The following is a 25,061-nucleotide window of genomic DNA, read 5'->3' on the forward strand; positions in this document are numbered from 1 at the left end:
AGCATTCTTAGGAACGGGCAAGATGCTCATTCCACCAAACATCACCCAACGAAAAATATGCAATTTACATTCAAGTTCCCACGTATTAATAAACTGCTGCCAATTGGTTTAGCTATTGTCACTGTTCTGTTAATAGCCTATTTGGGACAGCCAAGAGCGATCGCCCAACTTCGATCGAACGTTACAGTAGATTTTGGAAAGCCCGCCACCGATACAATTTCCATGAGTGGCATGATGCACGGAATCGACACGGCCAAACCGCCGGATAGCTTGATCAAACCGTTGCAGCCCAAACTTTGGCGGGCGGGGAGACTCGATATTTACGATCGAGTAATCGCCAGCGGAGCCGAGTTTCAGTTAGTAGTCAGCGACTTGTGGGGCTACGGTAGCAATCCCAATGGCTGGCCCTATAAAAATTATCCCGCGTGGGAAGCATTCATCCGACAGTTAGCCCAGCAAAATAAAGGCAAAAAAATTATTTGGGATGTATGGAATGAACCCGATTTAAAAAATCCGTTTTGGAATGGAAGCAGAGAACAATTCTTTGAAACTTACAAAAGGGCTTACAAAATTTTGCGGGAGGAATTGGGGCCATCAGCAATGATTGGCGGGCCGAGTATCGCCCGCTACAACAAAGAATATCTCGCTGCTTTTTTGGATTACTGCAAAGCGAATAAACTGGAAGTAAATTTCCTAGCTTGGCACGAACTCAACGATACCATGATTTTATTTGTTGACGACCACGTATTGGATGCGAAACGCAATTTTCAGCAAAGTCCCTCTTACAAAGAACTGAAATTGCAAAAAATTTACGTCAACGAAATTGTCGGGGACTTAGCCCAGTACCAGCCGGGGGAAATCTTAGGTTATTTATATAACTTAGAGTATGCAAAAGCTGACGGTGCTTGCAGAGCTTGTTGGGAGAGTAAAGGGCCAAATAAAGTTAGCAATTGCTTCAACAATACGTTGAGTGGGATGGTGACGCCTAATACTTTTGAGCCAAGAGCAGCTTGGTGGACATACAAAGCTTATGCTGACGGAGTTAATTCCCGGGTGCGGAGTTGGTCAAATAACAATCGCCTTGTCGCTTTAGCCAGCAAGTCAAATCCTGAAGGTAAAGCACAGATACTTTTAGGTTATTTCGACCCCAATTATTCCGCCGCCACAACGGTAACATTAAGCCTCGGAAATTTGGAGCAGCTAGGTATTCAAAGAGGTCAGAAAGTAACTCTAAAATTAGAAAGAATTCCCAACAATCAAGAAGGAGCCGTACAACAGCTTGTCACTGTTAAAGAAGAAAGTTTGTCGGTAACTAGCGGCAGCTTGGCTTATGTTATCCCTAATTTAAACGTCCACGAAGGCTACTTATTGACGGTTAGCAAGTGATATAGTTTTCGGTTGCATCGGAATTATATAGAGGACACGGCAGTGCCGTGTCCCTACAAATATATAGATTTTAGCTGGGATTATTCAAAGATTTTTGCACAGATTCCAACCACTCTCGGACTGTTTGATTTTCGGATTGTGGGTCGTAGTAACACCCTAATTCATCGAGGATGAATGCTTCTAAATCGGCTGGGGCGATCGGCATTTCTAGCAGTTGGCTGAGCTCTTGCGATGCAGCTTCAACACTTGCGGGCGGTTCGCTGCTGCGGTAGTTGTTCACTACATTGCTCGGAGTGTCAGCTTCTAATGGCCAGTCTTGGTGAAAGTAGGAACTGAAAAATTGGGTTAAATGAGGAAATTGATTGATCATTGGGGATAGGCTGTGAGAATAAAGTATCCGGGAGGTAAGTTGGCGCTGCGCTGGAGGACGATTCTCAGGCGAGATGTCGAAGTTGCTTTCGATGCGCGGCGACGCAGGGTAATGCCAATTATTCTGTTGGCGTTGTAGTCGATCGTATAACGATTGCCTCGACTTTTCACCCAAGAGTCGATCGCACTTTGATTTCTGTTCATTGCTTCTGCAATAGCCGCTTCGGCGACGGAACGATCAGTAAAGGAAGATGCGGCAGAAATTCTCGTTTCGCTTGCGAGTCGCTGTGCTAGTTGTGCTTCTGTTTTGCCAACGTGTCTCTCTAAAGTGTGTCCTCCTGCTGATTCGTGAAAGTCTAATCCGCCGCCCGGTATGTTGGGTACAAAAGCTACCGTGGTTTGTGGTATGGTTGAGATTTCCCGTGCAACAACCGTGGCGTAAACACCAGGTATAGCCGATTGGAATAATATAATTATTGAGGCGATCGCACAGAGGATACCTAAAAACTTTTTTAGGCGATCGAGTTGATTTTTCATTGCTGTTGAAGGTCTTTCTTATATTTAGTATAGGTCTTGGCTGTTTTTTTGTCTATTTCTTAATCGACTCTTAGTAAGTTAGAAATTGCGCTGTATTCAAATATACTGTCCACAGTACCCACCCTCCTCTTAGTTAGAAATTGCGCGCAGCATTTAAATACAGGGTGTGTACGGCACCCCCTAGGATTATTCCTAAATACACGGTGTCCACGGATCACCCTACGATTATTTATAATAATTCGTGATTTCTGGCGTTTACAAAGCTTCACTCACTATGAGAAAATGTTAATAATTCTTTGAAATAATCCCTGATGATTGATGATAAATTAATTTATCATCTTTAAAAATGTGACAAAATGCAACTGGTTATCCTAGCTGGCGGTCTCGGTACTCGTCTCAGAGAAGAAACAGAATTTCGTCCCAAACCCTTAGTTGAGGTGGGGGGGCACCCAATTATTTGGCACATCATGAAAATCTATGCACACTACGGTTTCCAAAACTTTATTGTGTGCTTGGGCTATCGCGGCAACATGATTAAAGAATATTTCCTCAATTATGAAGCCATGAACAATGACTTTACTATCTGTCTGGGACGCCAAAATGCCATCACTTATCACGAGGAACATCTGGAACAAGATTTTAATGTTACCCTGGCTGAAACTGGCGCGGCAAGCATGACAGGAGGGCGGGTAAAACGGATCGAAAAATATATCGATCGCGATAATTTCATGGTGACATATGGCGATGGAGTAGCTGATGTCAATATTGACGCCTTGCTCGAATTTCACAAGTCTCACGGGAAGCTGGCCACTGTCACCACATTTCGTCCGATTTCTCGCTTTGGAATTTTGGATGTAGACAGCGATAGCCGCGTAGTTCAATTTTCTGAAAAACCTCAAGTTGACGGCTGGATCAGTATTGGATATATGATATTCAACCGCCGGGTATTTGAGTATTTGGGGGGAGATGATTGTATTTTAGAACAAGAGCCGATGCAGCGTTTGGCCGCAGACGGACAATTGATGGCTTACCGTCATGAGGGCTTCTTCTTTGCGATGGATACTTTTCGAGAATACAAGTATTTAAACGAACTTTGGGATGAAGGAAAGGCTCCTTGGAAAGTTTGGTAGTGAGTTAGTTTTGAGGCGGGCTTTTAGGCTCGCTTCATAAGAATTTGAATAAATATAAGGCCGATTATACGTTTATAAAGTACACCCCGCCAGCGAGCGAGTAGTAGGGACACGGCAGTGCCGTGTCCCTACGTCTGCTATAAAATAATTATAAAAAATGGATTCCCAAGAAATTCTCAACAGCACAGAAACTTACCTACAAAAGTGCGTTGCACCCCACGCGGAAATTATCGACAGCGACTCGGAAGCGCTGAAAACAGCAGTTGCTGGATTGGAAGATCGATCGCTCTTAGCATTGCGAGTTCCCCAAAAATGGGGCGGCGCTGAAATTACACCGGAGATTTTTTACAAATATCAGGAATTGACGGCTCGATATTCCGGCGCTTTGTCTTTCCTGCAAACTCAGCACCACAGCGCAACTGCCATGCTTGCCAACAGCGACAATGAAATGCTAAAAAGCAGATACTTGCCCGCGATCGCCCAAAAAGAGTTACGCTTGGGTATTGGGTTTTCGCATTTAAGGCGATCGGGCGATCCGGCCGTCACTGCAACTCCCACAAAAGCGGGCTATTTACTGTCAGGAAAAGTTCCTTGGGTAACAGGTTTTCGCTTGTTTCAAAAGTTTATTGTAGCGGCTGTACTTCCTGACAATCGCGCCGTTTTCGGTTTAGTGCCTTTTGCCAATATTGAACGCGAATCGGGTAAAATAGCTTTTAGCGAAATCATGCAGCTAATCGCCATGAACTCGACTAATACTGTGACAGCCACTCTCGATAATTGGTTGCTGCATGAATCGGAAATAATTTCAGTTAAACCTGTCGGCTGGATTGCGGAAAACGACAGCAAAAATATACTGAATTTTGCTCCGGGTACTTTTGGCTGTATTCGAGCCGGATTGGATGTAATTGCAGCCGCGGCCGCTGCTAAGAATTCACATTTTATAACGGCGGCTTGCCAAAAACTAGAGCAAAAGCTCGATCGGCTAAAAGAAAATTTCCAACAATCTCAACATAGCTCGAAAGCAGAACAATTAGCGCTGCGAGCTCAAGCCATTGATTTAGCGGTGCGTTGCGGGCACGCTGCGGTTGCAGTTTCTAGCGGTGCTGCTAACGGTGCGGTACACCCGGCCGGGAGAGTTTATCGAGAAGCTTTGGTGTACACTGTTTCCGGGCAAACAAAGGATGTGATGGAAGCAACGCTCGATCGACTAATCGAATTTTAGATTTTAGATTTTAGATTTTATATTGAGCTCGCAGAAGGTCCAAAACTCAACTGTGTTTAATAAATAATAGATATATTTAACCTGATGACAAACAACTTTAAGTCAAATAACTTAAAAACGATCGCCTATAGCACAATTGTAGACTTAACCCATGCAATTCACCCAAATATTCCCATTTGGCCAGGAGATCCAGCGACAGAAATTGCCCCAGTCGCTCAAATAGAAACAGACGGGTATTTCCTGCGAAAATTCTCAATGGGAGAACACAGCGCCACTCACATCAACGCACCCAACAGCTTTTATGCAGAAGGCGCCAGCATTGATAGTTATTCCCCGCAGTCGCTTGTTTCCCCCGCAATTACGATCGACCTCCGCCAGCAAAGTCTTGCCAATCCCGACTACACTTTAACAATTGATGATATATTGGCTTGGGAACGGCAGCACAAACTTATAGAACCGGGAAACATAGTTTTATTGTATACTGGCTGGCAAGAAAAATGGGATGACGAGCGAGCATTTTTCAACCGAGACGATCGCGGAATTTGCCACTTTCCCGGATTTGGCAAAGCAGCAACTCAATTTTTGCTAGAAGCACGCTCGATAGCCGGAATTGGCACCGACACCCACGGAGTCGATACCGGGCGAGATGAAAGTTTTGTGGTTAATAAATTGGTATTGGAAACGCAGCGAATAGTGCTGGAAAATCTGGCAAATCTCGACTTGTTACCGGCGGCTGAAATCACTTTAGTTATCGGAATATTGCGCCTTTTAGGAGGTTCCGGCTCGCCTGTGTCAGTGTTAGCTTTTGTTGCTTAATGCGGTAAAACTTACATCTTGCACTATTCTCAATAACAGGCAAGATGCCTGTTCCACAAAGAGTGAATTTTCTTGTGGAACAGGCATCTTGCCTGTTCCTAAACAGGTAATTGAGAATGGTGCAATATCTCAGGTAAAATTAGATTGAGAGAAGTCCAGTAAAAACAATAAGATTAATGACAGAACTGCCCAAGGATCTCAACGAGGCGATCGCCCAATCCCGCATTGCAACCGCCGCCGCCCTCTCGGACGGCCAAACTCTACTGCAAGTCGAATTAGTATTTCCAGAAATCGCCCTGCAAGCACAGTCTATCACCGAACAATTTCTCCCAGAATTTGAGGAAATCTACCCCGGACTAAAAGTCTTTTTTCCCGACACCGGTGCGGCCGCCCTCGCGCGCCGCGACTGGGGAGAAACACCGTTTAAAGTCACTGATTTGGGCAGCAGTCGCACTCCTGTTGAAGATAAAATAGCGCCGGAAGATCAACTTTTCCTCCTGATCAATCCAGCCGCCGTAGAAGTTGCCCAAGTCGAAAAACTTTACATAGCTGCGGCCGGTCGCCCCGTAATTATACTCAACCCGCGCCTGGAAGATGTTGCCACCATAGGTATAGGCTATGCCGGCCGCCAATTGCGCGATCGATTTCTCAGCAAAATCGAATCCTGCTACTACATCAGACCCCTAGACACTGCAGCTTTATTCCGCTGCTACCCCCAATCCTGGCAAGTTTGGCTGGAAAAAAACAACCAATACGAACTAATTTCTGAAACCGCCCAAAAACCCGTCGGAGACCAGTTAGAGCGGATTTTAGCCGCTTCTCTCCCAAGCCCAGATCCTGACTCCACCGCACCTGCAAAACCCGTAAAAAAGAAAGGTTTTTTGGCAGAACTCCAGACATTCCTCAAAGCTTTGACTCAGTGACAGCAGTTTTCAATTCTCTGAAATACGCCCAGGACACGGCCAGGCGCCGTGCCCCTACCGGATATTTGTACTTCGCTCAAATTAAAACTGCCATAATATCGTTTCCGTTTGCATCGATATTGTTCAAATGTCCAAACAGTCAACAGTCAACAGTCAACAGCGTTGCCCTGAGCGAAGTCGAAGGGTCAACAGTCATATCGAAGAGTGCAACCGGAATTGATATAACTTGCCTGTGTTTCTATCAATAGCTACGCAAACAGAGACTGGCGAGCTTTACACGACATTTATACAAAGCAGTATAATGGGTGACACCCCTCCACCGTAAAAGAGGGGAGGCAAATAGCAGCAAAATCAGATGCTATAAGCTAGAGGTTGGGGTTTTGAGTCAGGGAAGCGGATAAACACAATGGAGCACCGGCGCATTGTTATCGGGGACGTACACGGGCATTACGACGGCTTAATGACCCTGCTAGAGGCACTTGCCCCCAGCTCGAACGATCGCGTCTATTTTTTGGGAGACTTAATTGATCGTGGCCCCAAAAGCGCTCAGGTATTAGATTTTGTGCAGCAAAGTCCCTACCAAACTCTGCTGGGCAACCACGAACAACTGATGCTGGAGGCTTTGTCGGCGGTGCCGATGGATATGCGAGCGTGGCAATCTTGGCTCTACAGTGGTGGCGATGCGACAGTAGCGAGCTACAGAGATACAGGGATGATGCCGTACAAACACTTAGAGTGGCTGCAATCGCTCCCCACGTACCGGGACTTAGGGGACATCTGGCTGGTTCACGCCGGCGTTGACCCCCATCTGTCGATCGAGGAACAATCGATCGAACAACTGTGTTGGATTCGCAGGGAATTTCACACCATGTCGAAACCCTATTTTCCCAATAAATTAATTATCACTGGTCACACGATCACCTTTACCTTTCATGGGGTCAGACCGGGCGAATTAGTCAGGGGCGAAGGGTGGTTGGATATTGACACGGGTGCTTATCATCCGAAAAGCGGCTGGCTTACAGGACTTGACCTCAGCTACCGCAGAGTTTATCAAGTAAATGTATTTAACAATCAAGTCCGAATTTTGCCGTTTGACGAAGTTGTCAGACAATTGAAGCAGCAGCAGATTGCACCCCCGGAACCTGCGATCGACCCTGTTGTTCAATAGCAGTGTTAAATCAATTTGTAGTTTTAGGGTACGTCAGTTTAAGTTCGATTTATTAAATCGAACTTAACCTGCTTCTGACGTACCCTAGTAACTGGATTTATTTTTTAAGGAACCGCGAAGACGCGTTAGCGAAGCGGCGCGTTAGCGCTAGAGCGCGAAGTAAGAAAAGAGAAGGGAAGAGAAGAGAAAAGAAGAGAGTGTCTGACTGATTTACGTTTGCTACGAACCTAGAAGTCTGCGGATTTCTAGCCTGTAATCCTCATTATTCAAGCCTTCACCGCTAGCAAGCTCCGGATCTATAGCCTGTGAAATAGCAGCAATACGATCGCCAGTTGCCGGGTGAGTGCTCAAAATGCTCGGAGGAGAAGGCTTGTTGAGCAACTTTTTCATAAAATCAACCATCCCAGATTGAGCGTAGCCTGCTCGCCCCATAGTTTGCAATCCCAACTGATCGGCTTCATACTCAGCTTGGCGACTGTGGGGGCGCCGCAAAGCCAATTCCACCCCAATCTGAACCGCCTGAGATCGATCGAGCCCAGTTGCCGAAGCTACACCTGAAGCTATGGCCATTTGACGCATTTGTTGAATCGCGTGGCGAGCATTAATGTGAGCGATTTCGTGGGCGATCACACTGGCCAATTCTGCCTCATTGTCCGCCGCTGCCATTAAGCCTTTATTGACATAAACAAAACCGCCCATAGTTGCAAAAGCATTAATCGCGTCGTCGTCAATCACTTGAAAAGTATAAGGAATATTTGGGCGACTGCTTTCTTGAGCGAGTCGTTGACCGATGCGGTTGATATATTCTGTAGTGTCCCGATCGCGGTCAATCTTAAACTGGCTGTTCGTTAACTGCTGATTAATTTGTCGGCCAATAGCCACCTCTTGGCGATCGGACATATTCGACAATTGAATAACTTGAATGCCTCGAAAAATAAGTTCAGGCAAAGAAAATGCTTGAGTCGGTTCTGGGGAAACCACCCAAATACCCGCAGCCACCATCAGGGACAGAAACAGATAAATCCCCCTACCACAAGTACGCCGGCAAGTCAACCAAAAACTTTTTAACATGATTGATACGTGGGAGAAGTTAGATAAAATTTGAGGAAATACTCGAAAAGTCACTCAATAGGCAGACGTAATTTGAGGCTGCTTAGTTGCTATTCTAGCTTTTTGTCAATTTTTAACCGCCCCACCAGCTTCTGGGCGATCGGCAATTGGGCCACCAACCGCCCTCAACTGCCTTCTGCCTTATGCTTTAAGTGCCCAAGTCATGCGGATTTTGGGCTATCCTTGTGGTAATATCTTTTAGCTTCAGGACTTACACATCAATAAAGTATGTCATTGCCAGCGGTAGCTCAGCAATAGCAGCATCTGTTTTTCATCGATGTCTGCGTAAGTCCTGAGCTTGTAAACATACTCCTGTCGCTATCAGTATAATAGGCGATTATGAAAATTTTAGATTCTCAAGGCCGACTGTTCGGCAAACTCAGCATTCTAGACGTAGCTGCCGCTCTGATCGTACTGCTAGTTGCAGTCGGAATCTTCTTCTTTCCCGGCACTTCTGGCGGTTCCGTCGCCCAAGTCGGCACCAGTGTCAAACCTGTAGAGATTGATGCAATTGCGATCGGTCTTAAAGGGACAAACGTTCCAGATTTGTTCAAACCAGGTGATAAAATCAATGTGGTGATCCGCAATCAACCCTCCGGTCAGATTACCATCAAATCTGTCAAAACTCTCACCAGAACCCTAGCAGTTCCTCAGCCCAACGGCACTCTGAAAGCTCTCCCCGACCCCAGAGAAGAAGAATCTTTCAGCAAAAATATGATGTTTACCTTAGAGGGAAAAGGTCAACTTACTGAAAATGGCCCGGTTTTAGGTAATACGAAAGTCAAAATTGGCACTACGCTAGAGCTTGAAGGCAACAAGTACATTTTCAACGCCAGCGTTATCGACGTGCGAGTGAAAGAATAATTAGTAGTCAGTTGTCAGTTGACAGTTGACAGTTGTCAGTGGTCATTGGTGTCAAATTCAGACTAAAATTCATGATAAATCTCGCTTCTAGCAGAGTCTAGATCCCCCCTAGCCCCCCTTAAGAAAGCTATGCCTTACTCACATCTTTCTTAACAAAGGCGCTCCGGCTCAAGCCGGAGCGACCTCCGGGCGCTCGCTCCCTTGGAGTAGGATTGACAACCAGGAACCGAATCAAGTAAGCCTGAAATTACGGTATCAGAGGCGAGTGAGGAACTATGACGGCAGAATGGGCAGTAGCAGAACTACAATTTGCTTGTTTAGGCGATCGGCGTCGCCAGAAAAGACTGGTGCGAATTGTCTCAGACTTAGCCTCACAGCCCCATGCCACTGTGCCACAAGCATCAGGGGATTGGGCAGCCACCCAAGGGGCTTATGACTTTTGGTCATCTCCACGAGTCTCGTCAGATGCGATTCGCCAAGCCCACCAAAGAAGTACCATCGAACGAATCAAAGTACACCCAATGGTTCTGGCGATTCAGGACACCACAGAACTGAATTTCACCCACCATCCCAGCAAGAAAGGAATGGGACACTTGGATAGTGCCACCAGTCGGGGTCTGAAAGTTCACTCAGTATTTTGTAGCTCTGCCAATGGAGTACCATTAGGAGTGTTGCACCAACAAGTATGGGCGCGAGATCCTGCGACTATTGGTAAGAAGCATTCCAGAAATCAAACCGAAACCAAAGACAAAGAAAGCCAACGTTGGTTAACAGCTCTTGATGCGACCCAGAAGGTGATGCCAGAATCAATTACTGTACTAACGGTAGCCGATCGCGAAGCCGACATCTATGACTTTTTAGCGACTGAAAGACCTGAGAATTCTCAGTTGTTAATTCGCGCCTATCACAACCGTCAAGTCAAGAACTCTGATGGTACAAAAGAAGTAGAGCGACTACAAGGTGCGATCGCCAAAGTACCGATCGCCGGACAACTGGACTTGGAATTGCGAGCTAATCCGCAGCGAGAAGCTCGTAAAGCGACTCTGAACCTGCAGGCTACAACAGTCGAAATTCTACCTCCTCAAAGCCACCCTCACCACCAAAATTTACAGCCGCTGACAGTGCAAGTGATTCTGGCTAGTGAAAACAACCCACCGACCACAGAGAAGCCTGTAAGCTGGTTGTTATTGACCACCTTGCCCATTAATGGTTTCTCTGATCTTGTCCAGTGCTTACGCTGGTACAGTTACCGTTGGTTAATCGAACGCTATCATTACGTTCTTAAAAGTGGATGCGGTTTAGAACAGCTACAATTAGAAACTGCCGAGCGCATCGAACGGGCAATCTCAACCTACACAATTGTGGCATGGCGGTTATTGTGGATGATTTACGAATCTCGTCATCATCCTGAGCTGGGAGGGGACACCATTCTCGAAACCCATGAATGGCAAGCACTTTACTGCACAATTCATGGGACTCCTATCCCTAGTGAATCACCCCCAACTTTAAGTAATTGCATTCGTTGGATTGCAAAATTAGGTGGATTTTTAGGACGTTCATGTGATGGTGAACCGGGTGTCAAGACCCTGTGGCGAGGCTGGCAACGTTTGCATGACATTGCTGGTACATGGAAATTAGTTTCCACCCATTCCCCCCCGGATGTCAAGCCTGATTTTGTTAAGAAAGATGTGAGTAAGGCATAGCTTAAGAAAGGGGGGGACAAGATTATTGTCAAAGTCCCCCTTATTAAGGGGGATTTAGGGGGATCTAGACTTGGATATAAACGAGAGATACAGCGCTCTTTAGGATTAAGTTGATATCTATGGGTAGTGGGGAATTAATCTTCCTTCTTCCCTCGAACCTGGAACCTGCATCCGTTAAAAAATCCGTTGCCGAACTTCTTCACTTTTCCGAAAGCAATTTTAAGTATTGCCGAATTAAGCCAATCGTGACAGCGGGAATTTCTAACTGCGGAGTCAAACCTACGTTGTCCAGACGTTGAAAAACTTTGATTGCTTCGGGGTTGAGGTTGGCCAACCGTTGGCCGATATCGGGCCCGGTAAACTGCGATTTTTCTCCCCAAATAATCGCTGTCGGTGTTGTTAGCTGAGTAATGTACAGCGACAAATCAAAGCACAAATCTCCCCGCACAAAAGACAGGGCGGCATATTCTGCATTTGGTTCCAAAGCAGATGCGAGGTAAGCATCAACAATTTCTTGGTAAATGCGACGCGAATCGGCAAATTGGCGTTGTTCTAGGAAGCTACGGATGCCGCCGTCTGTGGCGATTCCGGTACTGTAGAGCAAGCGGTCTAAAATCGGCGTGCCCACTAGCTTAGCGAAGAAACTGGTGCCGTAATCTTGTCCGAAGTCCGACAAACCGCTGGGTATGGTCAAAATCAGGGATTTGAAGAGATCCGGCCGTGAGATCGCAGCTCGAATCGCGATCGCCCCCGTTAACGAAGAAGCAATCACATCTGTTGGACTGCCGCAAGTTTTTTCTAGAAATTCAATCAAAGTTGTGATATAATCTTCAACTTGATAATTTCTCTGCGGATGTTCCGATCGCCCCCAACCGATTAAATCAGGTGCTAAAATTCGGTATTCTGCCGCAAAAGCCGGATAAACTTTCGACCATTCGTAGGCACTCGACCCGCCACCAAAACCGTGAAAAAATACTAAGTTTGGTTGATTTTCCGAAGTTGAGGTCGGCAACCCCATCCAAGGCATTTTTTCAGCAGTGTAGTAAACCATTCTGCCGAGAGAAGTAACTATTGATCGCTGACCGAAGCCAATGGGTACAAGCATAAACTAACCTGAATCGCTGTTATATTTTAGATTCTTTTGCGCCGCCCCGTCCTTGTTTAAAAAACTTGCAAAGCTGGTGGCGTTTTTGTAAAGATTGAGTAATGATTTAAATCTATTTTAGTACAGGTGAAGCGGGAAACTACAGACAGCAAGTAAGTTTTGCGATTTGGGCAATTCGCCTGTGTAGTTACTCTCAGCCTTGCAAACTACCGCCGATCGGAGATAATAGCAAAATGATGGGTAAGACCCCTCACCAAAATAGAGTCTGTTTGCCAACCCGGATAGCAGGCGCTCGGAAAGCAGGAGTATTAGAACTCGCTTTCAGGCAGGCGGCAGGTTGGCCGACGCTGGCCAATCACGAATCATTAATCACGATATTTTGCGGAGCAGTGGCTTTTGAGGTCGAAAGTCCTTGTTGCAGGGCGGGCGATGGGGTTTCGATTCCTAATTGCAGGTTTGGCAATCACGGACACCGCCGTTATCAATTCCCAAACACAAGAAACAACTAATCTCAGGGAGGTCTACTAAAATGCAACTGCTCAGGAAACGGGATCACGAGGGTTTTATGGTTGATGCGAAAAGTCTTCAATCGGACGGGTTTGCAGAGTTTGATACAGCCTGTCGAAGCATGGACTTAAACGGCAAAAAGTCGGTTGTTGCCATTCCAGAACGCTCAGGCGCAGGCTCAGAGGTGCGATCGCGCGCCACCGTACCGGCGATCGTCCGCGTAGCTTTAGAAGACTTGAAATGCTTTGAAGTAGTAGAACACCAGTTTGCACATTGGGGGGTGACTTTTACCAATGCCGTCGCCATCCAACCTTCAAACCCAGCATTTTTTAAGGGATCTGCGGCAACAGTGTTAATGGGAGCCCCCAAAAGCGGACTGATAGAAGTAAGTTTTAAGTATCCAGTTCGCAGCGTGTCAGGACTTGTCACCAGTTCCCGGCGAACAGTTTTATCTGCTTGCGACATCGACGGCAACCCAATTGTTCAGGATGAAATGCCGGCGCCCAATCTGGTCGGGTCTAATTCTCCGATCGCCCCAAGGGCTCCCCTGCGCGTAAAAGCTCCGAATATTCATAAAATTACTTTTTACGCTTTTGACGGTCAGCTAGTAGTCGATGACTTGACGTTTGGATTTTAAAGGCAAGCCATAAGTAGCATCCCAAGTCTGCAAACCTTCGAGAAGGGCATTGCGGACTAAAGCTTCTGGTTCCCGACTCAGCATCAGGCGAAAGCACTCAGCAGCGCGGGAACGGGCGATCGAACTTTTGACTGAACTCACAGGACCAAACCCACCCTTATTCACCAAATCGGTCATTTGTCGCACTGCAATCAAACGCTTCACGGGGTCAGCATCAGTCAAATCCGCCACAATGCGATCGAGCGCCACTTCATCTTTTGCGGCCCTCCGACTCAACGCTTGCCGCAGCAACAGCCCTGCAATCGCGATCGTCCCCAAATTTTGCAAAATCAGGCTCAAAGCCATCCAAGGGCTATCAGAGTCCGCCCAAATCCCCAAACTCATGTAAGCGCTCAAGGTAGCAATGCCACCCGTACCCACGGCTAAAACAAATCGGCGGTTCGGGCCCTCCCAAAATTGCTCGCCTTTCGATCGCAGCAATTGCCAGTCCCACGACTGCCCTCGGTAAACCAACATCATCGCTGCTATCCCCAGGCCTGTGGAAAACAGTAACTCACTGTTCCACCACCCCCAAACTCCTGCCAGGGTGACAACTGCCAGCCAACCTTTTGATCGAGTCAAACGTTCTAGCAGCCACTTGAGAAGAGCAGTAGAATACACAGGCGATCGGGTCCACTCGCTCTTGCCATCTACCCTCTGGCGTCTGGTTTCGGCAGTCCGGCTTGTGGCTGTTGGGGTTCCCGGCGGGCGATCGTCCGAACTAAATTCCCTCAAAGCTTGGCCATCAGTCATTTCTAAGGACAATTCGCTCAAGGGGAGCGATTCGAGTTGCAAAGTGCGATCGGGTACTTTCACAGGCGATCGATTCAGCTTTGTGGTATTTTTTTTAACTTGATTCATACTGACTTTTTTGAAAAATAACTTAAAGTTATCCAGGCGTTTTTAGCACTGATTTAGATTCTCGGTAAACAAGAGTCTCAGACTCTATGATATCGGAAATTTAAACCCCTGGCGAGTACCGCAACGGCGCCGAATTCCGAGAAATCATTACCAAAAATATGGCTATTGAAGATTTTTGAGAAAAGCACCACAGGTTAACAGCAAATATTTTTGCATCACTCTTGAGACAGAAGATTGATCGAAGTTAAGCTGATGGCAAAAAACCGAATTTTTTTAATTTCAGAAAATAGGGGAATTTTAAGTGATTCCATTCATCCGCCAAGAAATGCACGAGGAAAATTAAGCCTTTTGCCTGCTGGCTGGGAATGTCGCTGCTACCCCGGTGTCAGATGAGGCTGGGTTCAGCTTAACCGCTAGCGGGACGAACCGCAGCCTCTTGGCGGGCCCAGAATCCCGACAATCTTGGCGGATAATTAATAGCAGGAGCATTCCTAAACTGCTAAGATTTTTGAATTAATGGGAGTTGAGTTAATTAAACCGGGTTCTGCAAAAAACGAGTCCCGGATGCTCATGGGCAGGGGTTCGATGCCGGGAGGATCTCAAGTCGGGTAAATTAACCGTCATTATTGTAGAGGCCCGTCCACGCCCGATCGGCAAGATCAGCCAGATATCGGCGTAAAACTGCCCCGCAACCTAGCATATTATGGTCGATCGACCGGACTAGATAGCAGGAAAGCCCTCATCCGCGTTCCAACCCGTAAAGCCGCAAGGCAAACAACCAACCGCGCGATCGTGTTCGGCAAGTGCAGAGGCTGGAAAAACAGCGGCTTTTGACCAAACTCAGACAGCACTGCTGCCCCAAAGTGTGTCTGGGGAGGTTAGGCTAGTGAATAGAGGAAAAGAATAGTTACGATCGAGACTTGATTAGTCTACCTTGTAATTTCTTGCTCAATTGTCAAGCCCAACAGTTTTGCATTCTCGCGATGAGCGAGACTCTTGGCACTTCCAACAAGTGGGGAACTCGACCGTTAAAGAACTTGGGTTTGATGGTAAAGCCCTTAGTAATATGTCAACACCTTACCGATAACTCGCCGGAACAATCTTGCAAGAAAACCCATGTCTAGTATGCAAAACCAATTCACGGTTCACTTCTGGGGCGTTAGAGGTAGCATAGCGTCTCCCGGGGCAGAAACAGTACGTTACGGGGGCAACACGCCCTGTGTAGAAATGCGAGTGGGTGACAGTCGCCTAATTTTTGATGGTGGTACTGGATTGCGGGTTTTGGGACAAACTCTCCTTTCCCAGATGCCCGTAAAAGCTCATATGTTTTTTACTCACTCTCACTGGGATCACATTCAAGGATTCCCATTTTTTGTCCCAGCTTTTATTCCGGGGAATAGTTTTCACATCTATGGGGCTATTGCTCCTAATAAGGCTACTATCCAGCAGCGCCTCCACGACCAGATGCTGCACCCCAATTTTCCCGTGCCCCTGCAAATTATGGGGGCAGACCTGAAATTTAACGATATAGAAGTGGGCCAACCGCTGGAAATCGGAGATATTAAGGTGGAAACTGCTTTGCTGAACCATCCCGGGGAAGCTATAGGCTACCGCGTAAACTGGCGCGGGTATTCGGCTGCTTACGTGACGGATACCGAACATTTTCCCGATCGTTTAGACGAAAATGTGCTGCATTTGGCTCAGGATGCTGAGGTGCTGATCTACGATGCTACTTATACCGATGAGGAGTATTATGCGGAGAAGAGCAGCAAGGTCGGCTGGGGACATTCGACTTGGCAGGAAGCGGTGAAGGTGGCAAAGGCTGCTAATGTCAAAAAGTTGGTGATTTTTCACCACGACCCGCTGCACAATGACGAGTTTTTAGACAGGGTGGGAGAACAAGTGGCTCAAAGGTTCCCGAATAGTTTGATGGCGCGGGAAGGTTTGTCGTTACAATTGCTGCCTCCTGATAACGATTGGTCTGAAGCGTCGGTGCAAGCGTCTCAAGTGTCTGTCTGAGGGATTTGAGCTTGTCAGATGGTTCTGAAATCTTGATCTGTGAAATCTGAAATTTAAGCGAGGGCTGACCTCACTCAAGGACGGATACCGTGCCACGTACTTCTGTCGTGGAAAACCAAAAAGTTTAGACCCTAGTTCAAGCTTCCAGATTTATCTGTGGAGTCAATTCTAAAATCTAAAATCTAAAATCTAACATCGACTGGCGATCGCAATCTGGCTAAGTATGGCAAAATTTTAAGCGTGTGGGTAACTTCTTCTTGTACCGCTGCTCTGACTCCAACTTCTGTTGCCTTGGGAAACTTTGATGGTTTGCACCTAGGGCATCGACAAGTCGTGCAGCCAATTTTAAATCGATCGCCTGAGCAAAATTCTGCGACGGTTATTGCGTCGGGGCAAAACTTGCGCTCCAACGCTGGCAGAGATGAAAATTTGGAAAGCGAACCTCCGGCGACCTGCTACAACGACTCAGCAGCACCGCTGGATCGAGCCGGCAGCCGCCATAATTTCGAGGGTTTGATAGGCCCTAAGGCAGACGGCAACAGCATCTCTGGTGGCGATTCTGAGGGGGTCGATCGACTTTACGGCACTGTGGTGACATTCGATCCGCACCCGCAAGAATTTTTTACGGGTCAACCGAAAAAACTGCTGACGCCTCTGGCAGAAAAGGTAGAATTGCTCGCAGCAATGGGCGTCGAGCAACTTGTGCTGCTGCCGTTCGATCGAGAATTGGCGGCTTTGACTGCTTCTGAGTTTGTCGAGGAAATTTTGGTGCGGCAACTAAAAGCGAGTCGAATTAGTGTGGGGGTTGATTTTCGGTTTGGACGGGGACGCGCTGGAACGGCTGTGGATTTACAGTCGATCGCGTCGGGTTACGGTATTGATGTTGCTCTTGTACCTCTGCACAATTGCGGTGAGGGCGATCGGATCAGCAGTTCTGCAATCCGCGAAGGTCTGGCCTGCGGCGACCTCACAAGGGCGAATCAGTTGCTGGGGCGACCTTACAGTTTAGTCGGGACTGTGGTTGGCGGACAGCGGCTGGGTAGGACGATCGGATTTCCTACTGCCAATATCGAACTGCCGCCGGAAAAATTTTTGCCACGTTTTGGCGTGTACGCGGTGCGAGTTTCGGTAAAGCATGGGTGGGAAAAGATGAAAGATGGAAGTTCTTCCTATCAGCAGGAAAATCCCAAATCTCTAATTCCCGGCACAGCATCAAATTTATCTTTTGTCAATGGGGTGATGAATGTTGGTTGTCGCCCGACGGTAGAGGGGCTGCAACCCACTGTGGAAGTTCACCTGTTAGATTGGTCTGGGGATTTGTACGGTCAAACCTTGAGCGCGAGTTTAGTAGAGTTTTTGCGACCCGAACAAAAATTCGCTTCTCTGGATGCTCTCAAAACTCAAATTCAGGCAGATTGCGATATTGCTAGAAGCGTATTATAGCATTTCTTAGAAAGATGAGGTATAATATAACTGACTTAAACGGAGTGAAAAATATAGAACTTCAAAATGTTATACAGCTCTAATTAAATAGGGCGATCTTCGAGCAGTAGTCCCTCGACCCGCAGCAGTCACTAGAATGACAACTATCTCAAATTTTAGCAAGGATCACGCATTAGTAAAAATGAAAACTTATTCGATTGATTTTAGACAAAAAATTATGGATGTGTACCATAATGAACCGCTGTCACAAAGAGCAATAGCTAACCGTTTTTGTGTAGCCCTAAGTTTTGTCCAAAAATTGGTTAAACAGTATCGTGACACCCAAAACATTGCTCCTCGCACTGAGCGATGTGGAGTCAAATTAAAACTGAATGCAGAACAACTGCTAATTTTAGCGGAATTGATTGAAGCAAACAATGATGCAACTCTCGAAGAACTCCGTTATTTACTGTACCAAAAAATTGGTTTTACCATCAGCGTAGCAACGATGGGAAGAATGGCAAAACTCTTAAACATGACTTTGAAAAAAAAACTCTTTTCCCGTCAGACAAAGGCACTGACAGGGTTCAGAACCTGCGATACGAGTTCTGGCAAAAAATTAGAGAAGTTTGTTTCAAAGACTTAATATTCATTGATGAATGTGGAGTAAACTTGGCAATGGTTAGGTTATATGCTCGATCTCTAAAAGGTTCAAGAGCCAAGGGATCAAAACCGAATAAACGCGGAAGAAATGTCTCAATAATTGGAGCTATATCGGTCAAAGAAGTCCTAACATCAGTTAATTTAATAGGTACAACTGATGCAATTACATTTGAGGCTTTTATTATCCGAAAATTAGTGCCAAAGTTATGGAAAGGTGCTTGTGTAGTCATGGATAATTGTACTATTCATACCGGAGAAGAAGTAGAAAAAGCCATCCAAAAAAAAGGGGCTAAATTAATATACTTGTCGCCCTATTCGCCGGATTTCTCCCCAATTGAAAATTTATGGTCAAAACTTAAAAATATTCTCCGTTCTATCAAGACACCTAATTATAAAGAGTTAGCAAAAGCCATAGAGTTTGCATTTAGTGAAGTTACATCAGCAAATATTTGGAATTGGTTTACTCACTGCTGTTATTGTACCTCACCTTTGTAAGAAATGCTATAGCTGCTAAAGTCTAATAATTATGTGATCTAGAACGGGCGATCGGTTTTAAAAATGGTGCAAGATGAGTCAGACTAAATTCTAGTTGTACAAATCCGAAGTCCACAAGGCAAAGACTCAAGATTTGGGCAATTTGATGTTTGATCAACAATTAGCAACTAGCAATTAACAATTAGAAATCAGGGATATGAGACAACATATTGAACGGCTCAAACAAAATTTAGGCAAGACTATTGTTGGCAAAGCCGATGCTATTCGCTTGGTATTGGTAGCCGTGCTTTCGGGTGGACACGCGCTGCTGGAAGATGTGCCCGGTGTGGGAAAAACGCTGCTGGCGAAGTCTTTGGCGCGATCGATCGATGGCAAGTTTCAGCGGATTCAGTGCACTCCCGATTTGTTACCGACGGATGTCACCGGTACTAATATTTGGAATCCGCGCAGCGGAGAGTTTGAGTTTTTGCCCGGGCCCGTGTTTGCTAATGTTTTGCTTGCTGATGAAATCAATCGGGCGACGCCGCGAACTCAGTCAGCTTTGCTGGAAGTGATGGAAGAAAAGCAGGTGACAGTAGATGGAGTTTCTCGAACTGTTCCGACGCCGTTTTTTGTGATTGCGACTCAGAACCCGATCGAATATCAAGGCACTTTTCCGCTACCGGAAGCGCAGATGGATCGGTTTACTTTGTCTTTGACTTTGGGCTATCCCGCTGCGTTGGAAGAGTTGCAAATGTTGGAACGGCTTTCTGATAGTTTTGCAGTGGAAGATTTGCAGCCTTGTATTTCTTTGGAACAGGTGCAGGAATTGCGCCGTTTGTGCGCTGGTGTGAAGGTAGAAGCGTCTTTGAAACAGTATATTGTAGATTTGGTGCGATCGACGCGGGAAGATGAGGAGATTACTCTGGGGGTGAGTCCCCGGGGTGCGGTGGCTTTGCACCGGGCGTCCCAAGCTTTGGCATTTATGGAGGGCCGGGATTTTGCTACTGATGATGATGTTAAGTATGTGGCGCCGCACGTACTGTCTCACCGTTTGATTCCGGCGGGCGGAAGGAGGGCTAAGGCAATTGTTGACAAGTTGTTGCGCTCTGTTCCTATTCCTTAAAAGTTTGTAAGTAGGTTGCTTTAATTAAAGGAACAGGCAAGATGCCTATCCCATAATGAATTTCATTATGGGATAGGCCTGATGCCCGCCCTTGTTATATCAAATCCGGTGGCATCGGAATTAATATTACCTACAGTCAGGAAACGGCACTGCCGTTTCCCTACCATTAATAGGGCGAGAGTTATATCCCAATACGGTTCAGTTAAGCCAGATCCCCCCTAGCCCCCCTTAAGAAGGGGGGGACAAGAACTTACTCAAAGTCCCCCTTCTTAAGCTATGCCTTACTCACATCTTTCTTAACAAAATCAGGCTTGACATCCGGGGGGGAATGGGTGGAAACTAATTTCCATGTACCAGCAATGTCATGCAAACGTTGCCAGCCTCGCCACAGGGTCTTGACACCCGGTTCACCATCACATGAACGTCCTAAAAATCCACCTAATTTTGCAATCCAACGAATGCAATTACTTAAAGTTGGGGGTGATTCACTAGGGATAGGAGTCCCATGAATTGTGCAGTAAAGTGCTTGCCATTCATGGGTTTCGAGAATGGTGTCCCCTCCCAGCTCAGGATGATGACGAGATTCGTAAATCATCCACAATAACCGCCATGCCACAATTGTGTAGGTTGAGATTGCCCGTTCGATGCGCTCGGCAGTTTCTAATTGTAGCTGTTCTAAACCGCATCCACTTTTAAGAACGTAATGATAGCGTTCGATTAACCAACGGTAACTGTACCAGCGTAAGCACTGGACAAGATCAGAGAAACCATTAATGGGCAAGGTGGTCAATAACAACCAGCTTACAGGCTTCTCTGTGGTCGGTGGGTTGTTTTCACTAGCCAGAATCACTTGCACTGTCAGCGGCTGTAAATTTTGGTGGTGAGGGTGGCTTTGAGGAGGTAGAATTTCGACTGTTGTAGCCTGCAGGTTCAGAGTCGCTTTACGAGCTTCTCGCTGCGGATTAGCTCGCAATTCCAAGTCCAGTTGTCCGGCGATCGGTACTTTGGCGATCGCACCTTGTAGTCGCTCTACTTCTTTTGTACCATCAGAGTTCTTGACTTGACGGTTGTGATAGGCGCGAATTAACAACTGAGAATTCTCAGGTCTTTCAGTCGCTAAAAAGTCATAGATGTCGGCTTCGCGATCGGCTACCGTTAGTACAGTAATTGATTCTGGCATCACCTTCTGGGTCGCATCAAGAGCTGTTAACCAACGTTGGCTTTCTTTGTCTTTGGTTTCGGTTTGATTTCTGGAATGCTTCTTACCAATAGTCGCAGGATCTCGCGCCCATACTTGTTGGTGCAACACTCCTAATGGTACTCCATTGGCAGAGCTACAAAATACTGAGTGAACTTTCAGACCCCGACTGGTGGCACTATCCAAGTGTCCCATTCCTTTCTTGCTGGGATGGTGGGTGAAATTCAGTTCTGTGGTGTCCTGAATCGCCAGAACCATTGGGTGTACTTTGATTCGTTCGATGGTACTTCTTTGGTGGGCTTGGCGAATCGCATCTGACGAGACTCGTGGAGATGACCAAAAGTCATAAGCCCCTTGGGTGGCTGCCCAATCCCCTGATGCTTGTGGCACAGTGGCATGGGGCTGTGAGGCTAAGTCTGAGACAATTCGCACCAGTCTTTTCTGGCGACGCCGATCGCCTAAACAAGCAAATTGTAGTTCTGCTACTGCCCATTCTGCCGTCATAGTTCCTCACTCGCCTCTGATACCGTAATTTCAGGCTTACTTGATTCGGTTCCTGGTTGTCAATCCTACTCCAAGGGAGCGAGCGCCCGGAGGTCGCTCCGGCTTGAGCCGGAGCGCCTTTGTTAAGAAAGATGTGAGTAAGGCATAGCTTCTTAAGGGGGATGCGAGGGGGATCTCCGAGGAATAAACAGTTTTAACCCAAGCGTATTGAGTTATATCCGAGGGGGGCTAATGATTATTTTGGGGTAGGGAAACAGCATTGCCTTACTACTTTTTTAATCACGGCTTAATAGCACTCTCAAACAGCGCCACTAATTTTTTGGCCTCTAAATCAACATTGTGTTGTTGAGCAACTCTCTCGGCTCCTGTTTTCCCCATTTCTTCTAGTTTTTCTACAGGTGCTTCCAATACCGCGCGCATTGCTACGGCTAATGCTTCTGCGGAACCGGGAGGAACTAACCAACCGCAAACACCGGGTTCTACGAGCTCCGGGATGCCAGCAACATAAGTGCTAATTACGGGCCGATTGAGAGCGAGGGCTTCCATAATTACGACGGGCAAACCTTCAGCAAAACTCGGCAATACCATTGCCCGTGAAGCTAAAATCTCTTGCTGAACTCGATCGCCACTGGCCCAGCCGGTAATTTCTATATGGTTTTGCAGGCCGAGTTGCAGAATCTGCTGTTCAATATCCGATCGCAGTGGCCCGTCTCCTACCAGTACCAACTTAAACTCTAAGCCTTGAACTGCTAGCAAGTTAGCAGCTTCTAGCAACAACAAATGACCTTTTTGTTCGCTGAGCCGCCCAACACAAGCTAAGCGGGGTGCTGCGGGTATGGGGACGTAGGGTGCAGCTAAAAATGCAGCATCTACACCACAGTGTATGACGTGAATTTTTGACCAAAAAGTGCGATCGCACCACCGAAAAAGCTGACTTTTACCGAAGGAACTAACTGCTGCTACAAAGGTCGATCGCTTAATTTTTTCGTCTAACGAAATAAGTGTTGCTTTATCAAATTCTTCAGGGCCGTGAACGGTGAAGCTGTAAGTCGGGCCGCCAAGCACGCGGCACAACATTGCGACTGTTGTGGAATTTGTCCCGAAGTGAGCGTGAACGTGTGCTGTACCCGATTCTGCAAACCAATTTAAAAGAATGCAAGCTTCGGCTAAATAAGCTAGATGCAGCAAAATCCCCCGTTCCGAGTGCCAGCCAACTTTGAACATTAACCGCACAGCTTCGATGAATCGAATGGGTCTAGTTGCGGCAACGCGCAGCAAAGCCCACGCTAACCCCTGTACACCAACTCCTAAGATTACTTTAGTCAATTCTTGCTCTAGTTTGTCGGCCTCATCCACGAGTTCTGACTCGCAGGATCGGATCGAATAACGTGCGACTTTCATGCCGCAATTTTCAACTGCTAGCACTTCTCTGCGGACAAAGCTGTGGCTGACTTTGGGATATTGGTTGACTAAATAAGCGATGTTCATGAAGGGGAGAAAATTTTATGGTAAAACTTAGATTAGTTTAGCCTTTAGCTGCATTCCTTGGAAAACAAATTTAGCTGATTTGTTGAGCTTATTGGAGCATGGGCGGAGGGCGATCGCTTTTGGCAAAACGGGGAAGTGACAGCGGGGTGAGGGCTATTTCGGTCAGAGCAAATCAATCCACACATTTTACATTTCACTACAATAGTAAAGACTATTTTTAGGTAGTAGTCACAAACCTTTGATTTTCCCGCGAGTATTTTTATCACCTGAAAGCCTTTTTTTAGGGTTCGCAATCAAAAACTGTCCGAAGTGTTTTCATCTGCAAATCACTCTCAATCAGGTTTAACAGCCCCAGATTGCCTCAATAATTGGTAATTATTCAACGTGCAATTCCATCTAATTTCCTATTGTCACCTAAATTTTCCCAAAAATCAGCAGCCCGAAAAATAATCGCCCAAATCCCCCAACAAGTGGCAACTCTCGCAACTCTCACAACTCCCCCAACTCTCACCACCAAAGATTTTTCTGAGGCGACTTGCTCTGCATCTACCCAAGATGACAGCAAATAAGGTAAAGTAAACGGCACAAGAGTCTAGAACTCTCCAACGACCGCAACTCGGTCAACCAGCCCCTGACCAGCAAAACTGGCAGATACAGGCGGCATAAACCGCTAACCGTCAACCCCTAACAACCGAGAAAAATGCAAACCTACTACTACGTTTTAGCCAGCCAACGCTTTTTGCTAGAAGAAGAAGCCCTAGATGAAGTGTTTAAAGAAAGAACTCGCAACTACAACGAACAAGAAAAGGAAATAGACTTCTGGTTGGTCAAACAGCCCGCTTTCCTAGAAGCACCGACAATGGCAGAAGTTAAAGCAAAATGCCCTCAGCCAGCCGCCGCTATTATTTCTATCGATCCTGTCTTCATCACTTGGTTGAAACTGCGATTAGAATATGTACTGACAGGTGAATTTCAAGCACCATCACCAACTATTCCCGATGCCCTCGCCTCCCTACAGACAGCATGAATAAAATAGCAGAATATCCGACGCAAAAACTAACAACAATTAGGGGTAAATTGTACAAATTTATTTTGTCTCTTCCCCTATTTTCTGCTACTTCGATCGCCCTTTTAGTCTTGACAATTTTATCGAGTTCTGTTAAAGCTCAATCGAGCTGCCAACCGCCTCAGCCCGATGAATACCTACTGTTAATTGTCACCACAACCCCCGAACAGCAAGAAAGAGCAAAACGCTCTTTCCCTGGAAATACTAACAACACAGTTTGTCGGTACATCAATGACACGGTGACGCGAGTTGGTGGCTTTCGGGACTCGCAAATCGCCAGCGATTGGGTTAAATACATCGAAGATGTTGTCGGATTACAAGCTTACGTAGTACGATCGCCCGCAGCGGCACTACCGCAAAATTTGCCAGTCTACAACCCTCAGCCAGCACCAGGTTCTGAACCCATCACTAATCCTTCAACGGGCAATCTTGCCTTTAATCCCCAACCCCTGGGGCCTGGTTATGCAGTGTTAGTCGATTACTTCAACCAACCGGAATTAGCCACCCAAGTCAGGCAAGCATTAGGCACGCAAGTAGGCTTAGCTTCCTACGGCCAGCGTCCCTTTTTATTCGTCGCTTATACAACGGATCAAAACGCCGCTACTGCTGCGGTAAAAGCATTGAGCGATCGAGGTTTTTGGCCGATGTTAGTAGACAGCCGCCGAGTTACCGTAATTGCTCCCGCTGTTCGCTAAAAGATAACCTACCCCCACGATCATTCGGA

Annotated in this window: 23 protein-coding genes; 15 read left to right on the forward strand and 8 right to left on the reverse strand. The window is 46.6% G+C overall.

The window, feature by feature from the left end; genetic code table 11:
- The first annotated feature begins 57 nt into the window (after nt 1–57).
- The gene (locus D0A37_RS15955) at nt 58–1,386 is read left to right on the forward strand and encodes a GH39 family glycosyl hydrolase (RefSeq protein ID WP_242715778.1); all 1,329 of its coding nucleotides are present in this window, start codon (nt 58–60) and stop codon (nt 1,384–1,386) included.
- Between the two features lie 70 nt (nt 1,387–1,456).
- On the opposite strand, the gene D0A37_RS15960 is transcribed toward D0A37_RS15955, so the two are convergent.
- Both D0A37_RS15960 and D0A37_RS15965 read right to left on the reverse strand, forming a co-directional pair.
- Complete coding sequence (locus tag D0A37_RS15960) at nt 1,457–1,756, reverse strand: contact-dependent growth inhibition system immunity protein (protein WP_242715780.1); 300 nt, start codon at nt 1,754–1,756, stop codon at nt 1,457–1,459.
- Nucleotides 1,753–2,292 carry an RNase A-like domain-containing protein gene (locus D0A37_RS15965; protein WP_242715782.1) on the reverse strand — a complete coding sequence of 180 codons (540 nt, stop codon included), beginning with the start codon at nt 2,290–2,292 and terminating at the stop codon, nt 1,753–1,755. The genes D0A37_RS15960 and D0A37_RS15965 overlap by 4 nt, the downstream gene beginning before the upstream one ends.
- A 356-nt stretch (nt 2,293–2,648) precedes the next feature.
- Here D0A37_RS15965 and rfbF point away from each other — a divergent pair, with 356 nt between their 5' ends.
- From rfbF to D0A37_RS15990, 5 genes are all read left to right on the forward strand, one after another.
- Entirely contained in the window at nt 2,649–3,422 is a 774-nt protein-coding gene (rfbF, locus tag D0A37_RS15970) for a glucose-1-phosphate cytidylyltransferase (protein ID WP_242715784.1), read from the forward strand.
- Nucleotides 3,423–3,579: 157 nt separating this feature from the next.
- Entirely contained in the window at nt 3,580–4,644 is a 1,065-nt protein-coding gene (locus D0A37_RS15975; RefSeq protein WP_242715786.1) for an acyl-CoA dehydrogenase family protein, read from the forward strand.
- 84 nt (nt 4,645–4,728) lie between these two features.
- The gene (locus D0A37_RS15980; protein WP_242715787.1) at nt 4,729–5,460 is read left to right on the forward strand and encodes a cyclase family protein; all 732 of its coding nucleotides are present in this window, start codon (nt 4,729–4,731) and stop codon (nt 5,458–5,460) included.
- A gap of 176 nt (nt 5,461–5,636) precedes the next feature.
- Nucleotides 5,637–6,383: a DUF1995 family protein gene (locus D0A37_RS15985; protein WP_242715788.1), complete on the forward strand. Its 747-nt coding sequence runs from the start codon at nt 5,637–5,639 to the stop codon at nt 6,381–6,383.
- A 406-nt stretch (nt 6,384–6,789) separates the two neighbouring features.
- Nucleotides 6,790–7,551 carry a metallophosphoesterase family protein gene (locus D0A37_RS15990; protein ID WP_242715789.1) on the forward strand — a complete coding sequence of 254 codons (762 nt, stop codon included), beginning with the start codon at nt 6,790–6,792 and terminating at the stop codon, nt 7,549–7,551.
- Between the two features lie 219 nt (nt 7,552–7,770).
- On the opposite strand, the gene D0A37_RS15995 is transcribed toward D0A37_RS15990, so the two are convergent.
- The gene (locus tag D0A37_RS15995; RefSeq protein WP_242715790.1) at nt 7,771–8,622 is read right to left on the reverse strand and encodes a M48 family metallopeptidase; all 852 of its coding nucleotides are present in this window, start codon (nt 8,620–8,622) and stop codon (nt 7,771–7,773) included.
- A 378-nt stretch (nt 8,623–9,000) separates the two neighbouring features.
- Here D0A37_RS15995 and D0A37_RS16000 point away from each other — a divergent pair, with 378 nt between their 5' ends.
- Both D0A37_RS16000 and D0A37_RS16005 read left to right on the forward strand, forming a co-directional pair.
- Entirely contained in the window at nt 9,001–9,525 is a 525-nt protein-coding gene (locus tag D0A37_RS16000) for a DUF4330 domain-containing protein (protein WP_242715791.1), read from the forward strand.
- A 275-nt stretch (nt 9,526–9,800) separates the two neighbouring features.
- Nucleotides 9,801–11,228 carry an IS4 family transposase gene (locus D0A37_RS16005; protein ID WP_242715793.1) on the forward strand — a complete coding sequence of 476 codons (1,428 nt, stop codon included), beginning with the start codon at nt 9,801–9,803 and terminating at the stop codon, nt 11,226–11,228.
- Between the two features lie 199 nt (nt 11,229–11,427).
- Here D0A37_RS16005 and D0A37_RS16010 read toward each other — a convergent pair whose 3' ends face one another.
- A complete protein-coding gene (locus D0A37_RS16010; protein WP_242715795.1) occupies nt 11,428–12,333 on the reverse strand; it encodes an alpha/beta fold hydrolase in 906 nt (301 codons plus the stop codon).
- 529 nt (nt 12,334–12,862) lie between these two features.
- Between D0A37_RS16010 and D0A37_RS16015 the strand changes: the two genes are divergently transcribed.
- Nucleotides 12,863–13,477 (forward strand): hypothetical protein, encoded by a 615-nt coding sequence (locus D0A37_RS16015; protein WP_242715797.1) that lies wholly within the window; start codon nt 12,863–12,865, stop codon nt 13,475–13,477.
- Here the strand turns inward: D0A37_RS16015 and D0A37_RS16020 are convergent.
- Nucleotides 13,445–14,377 carry a hypothetical protein gene (locus D0A37_RS16020; RefSeq protein ID WP_242715799.1) on the reverse strand — a complete coding sequence of 311 codons (933 nt, stop codon included), beginning with the start codon at nt 14,375–14,377 and terminating at the stop codon, nt 13,445–13,447. The genes D0A37_RS16015 and D0A37_RS16020 overlap by 33 nt on opposite strands.
- Nucleotides 14,378–15,493: 1,116 nt before the next feature.
- On the opposite strand from D0A37_RS16020, the gene D0A37_RS16025 reads away from it, so the two are divergent.
- From D0A37_RS16025 to D0A37_RS16040, 4 genes are all read left to right on the forward strand, one after another.
- On the forward strand, nt 15,494–16,396 hold the full coding sequence (locus tag D0A37_RS16025; RefSeq protein ID WP_242715801.1) for an MBL fold metallo-hydrolase: 903 nt from the start codon (nt 15,494–15,496) through the stop codon (nt 16,394–16,396).
- Nucleotides 16,397–16,636: 240 nt separating this feature from the next.
- Entirely contained in the window at nt 16,637–17,839 is a 1,203-nt protein-coding gene (locus D0A37_RS16030; RefSeq protein WP_242715802.1) for a bifunctional riboflavin kinase/FAD synthetase, read from the forward strand.
- Between the two features lie 181 nt (nt 17,840–18,020).
- A protein-coding gene (locus D0A37_RS16035; RefSeq protein WP_242715677.1) for an IS630 family transposase occupies nt 18,021–18,976 on the forward strand; the annotation gives its coding sequence in 2 pieces (ribosomal slippage) (nt 18,021–18,354 and nt 18,354–18,976; 957 coding nt in all).
- Nucleotides 18,977–19,172: 196 nt separating this feature from the next.
- Complete coding sequence (locus tag D0A37_RS16040; protein ID WP_242715803.1) at nt 19,173–20,081, forward strand: AAA family ATPase; 909 nt, start codon at nt 19,173–19,175, stop codon at nt 20,079–20,081.
- A 274-nt stretch (nt 20,082–20,355) separates the two neighbouring features.
- On the opposite strand, the gene D0A37_RS16045 is transcribed toward D0A37_RS16040, so the two are convergent.
- The 3 genes from D0A37_RS16045 to D0A37_RS16055 form a co-directional block, all read right to left on the reverse strand.
- Nucleotides 20,356–21,783, reverse strand: coding sequence for an IS4 family transposase (locus tag D0A37_RS16045; protein WP_242715793.1), 1,428 nt, complete (start codon nt 21,781–21,783; stop codon nt 20,356–20,358).
- Nucleotides 21,784–22,062: 279 nt separating this feature from the next.
- The gene (locus D0A37_RS16050) at nt 22,063–23,271 is read right to left on the reverse strand and encodes a glycosyltransferase (RefSeq protein WP_242715804.1); all 1,209 of its coding nucleotides are present in this window, start codon (nt 23,269–23,271) and stop codon (nt 22,063–22,065) included.
- 379 nt (nt 23,272–23,650) lie between these two features.
- Nucleotides 23,651–23,857, reverse strand: coding sequence for a hypothetical protein (locus D0A37_RS16055; protein ID WP_242715805.1), 207 nt, complete (start codon nt 23,855–23,857; stop codon nt 23,651–23,653).
- 114 nt (nt 23,858–23,971) lie between these two features.
- Here D0A37_RS16055 and D0A37_RS16060 point away from each other — a divergent pair, with 114 nt between their 5' ends.
- Both D0A37_RS16060 and D0A37_RS16065 read left to right on the forward strand, forming a co-directional pair.
- The gene (locus D0A37_RS16060; protein WP_242715806.1) at nt 23,972–24,298 is read left to right on the forward strand and encodes an MgPME-cyclase complex family protein; all 327 of its coding nucleotides are present in this window, start codon (nt 23,972–23,974) and stop codon (nt 24,296–24,298) included.
- A complete protein-coding gene (locus D0A37_RS16065; RefSeq protein WP_242715808.1) occupies nt 24,295–25,032 on the forward strand; it encodes a hypothetical protein in 738 nt (245 codons plus the stop codon). The genes D0A37_RS16060 and D0A37_RS16065 overlap by 4 nt, the downstream gene beginning before the upstream one ends.
- Nucleotides 25,033–25,061: the final 29 nt, after the last annotated feature.

Source organism: Microcoleus vaginatus HSN003 (assembly GCF_022701255.1).
GTDB classification, from domain to species: domain Bacteria; phylum Cyanobacteriota; class Cyanobacteriia; order Cyanobacteriales; family Microcoleaceae; genus Microcoleus; species Microcoleus vaginatus_B.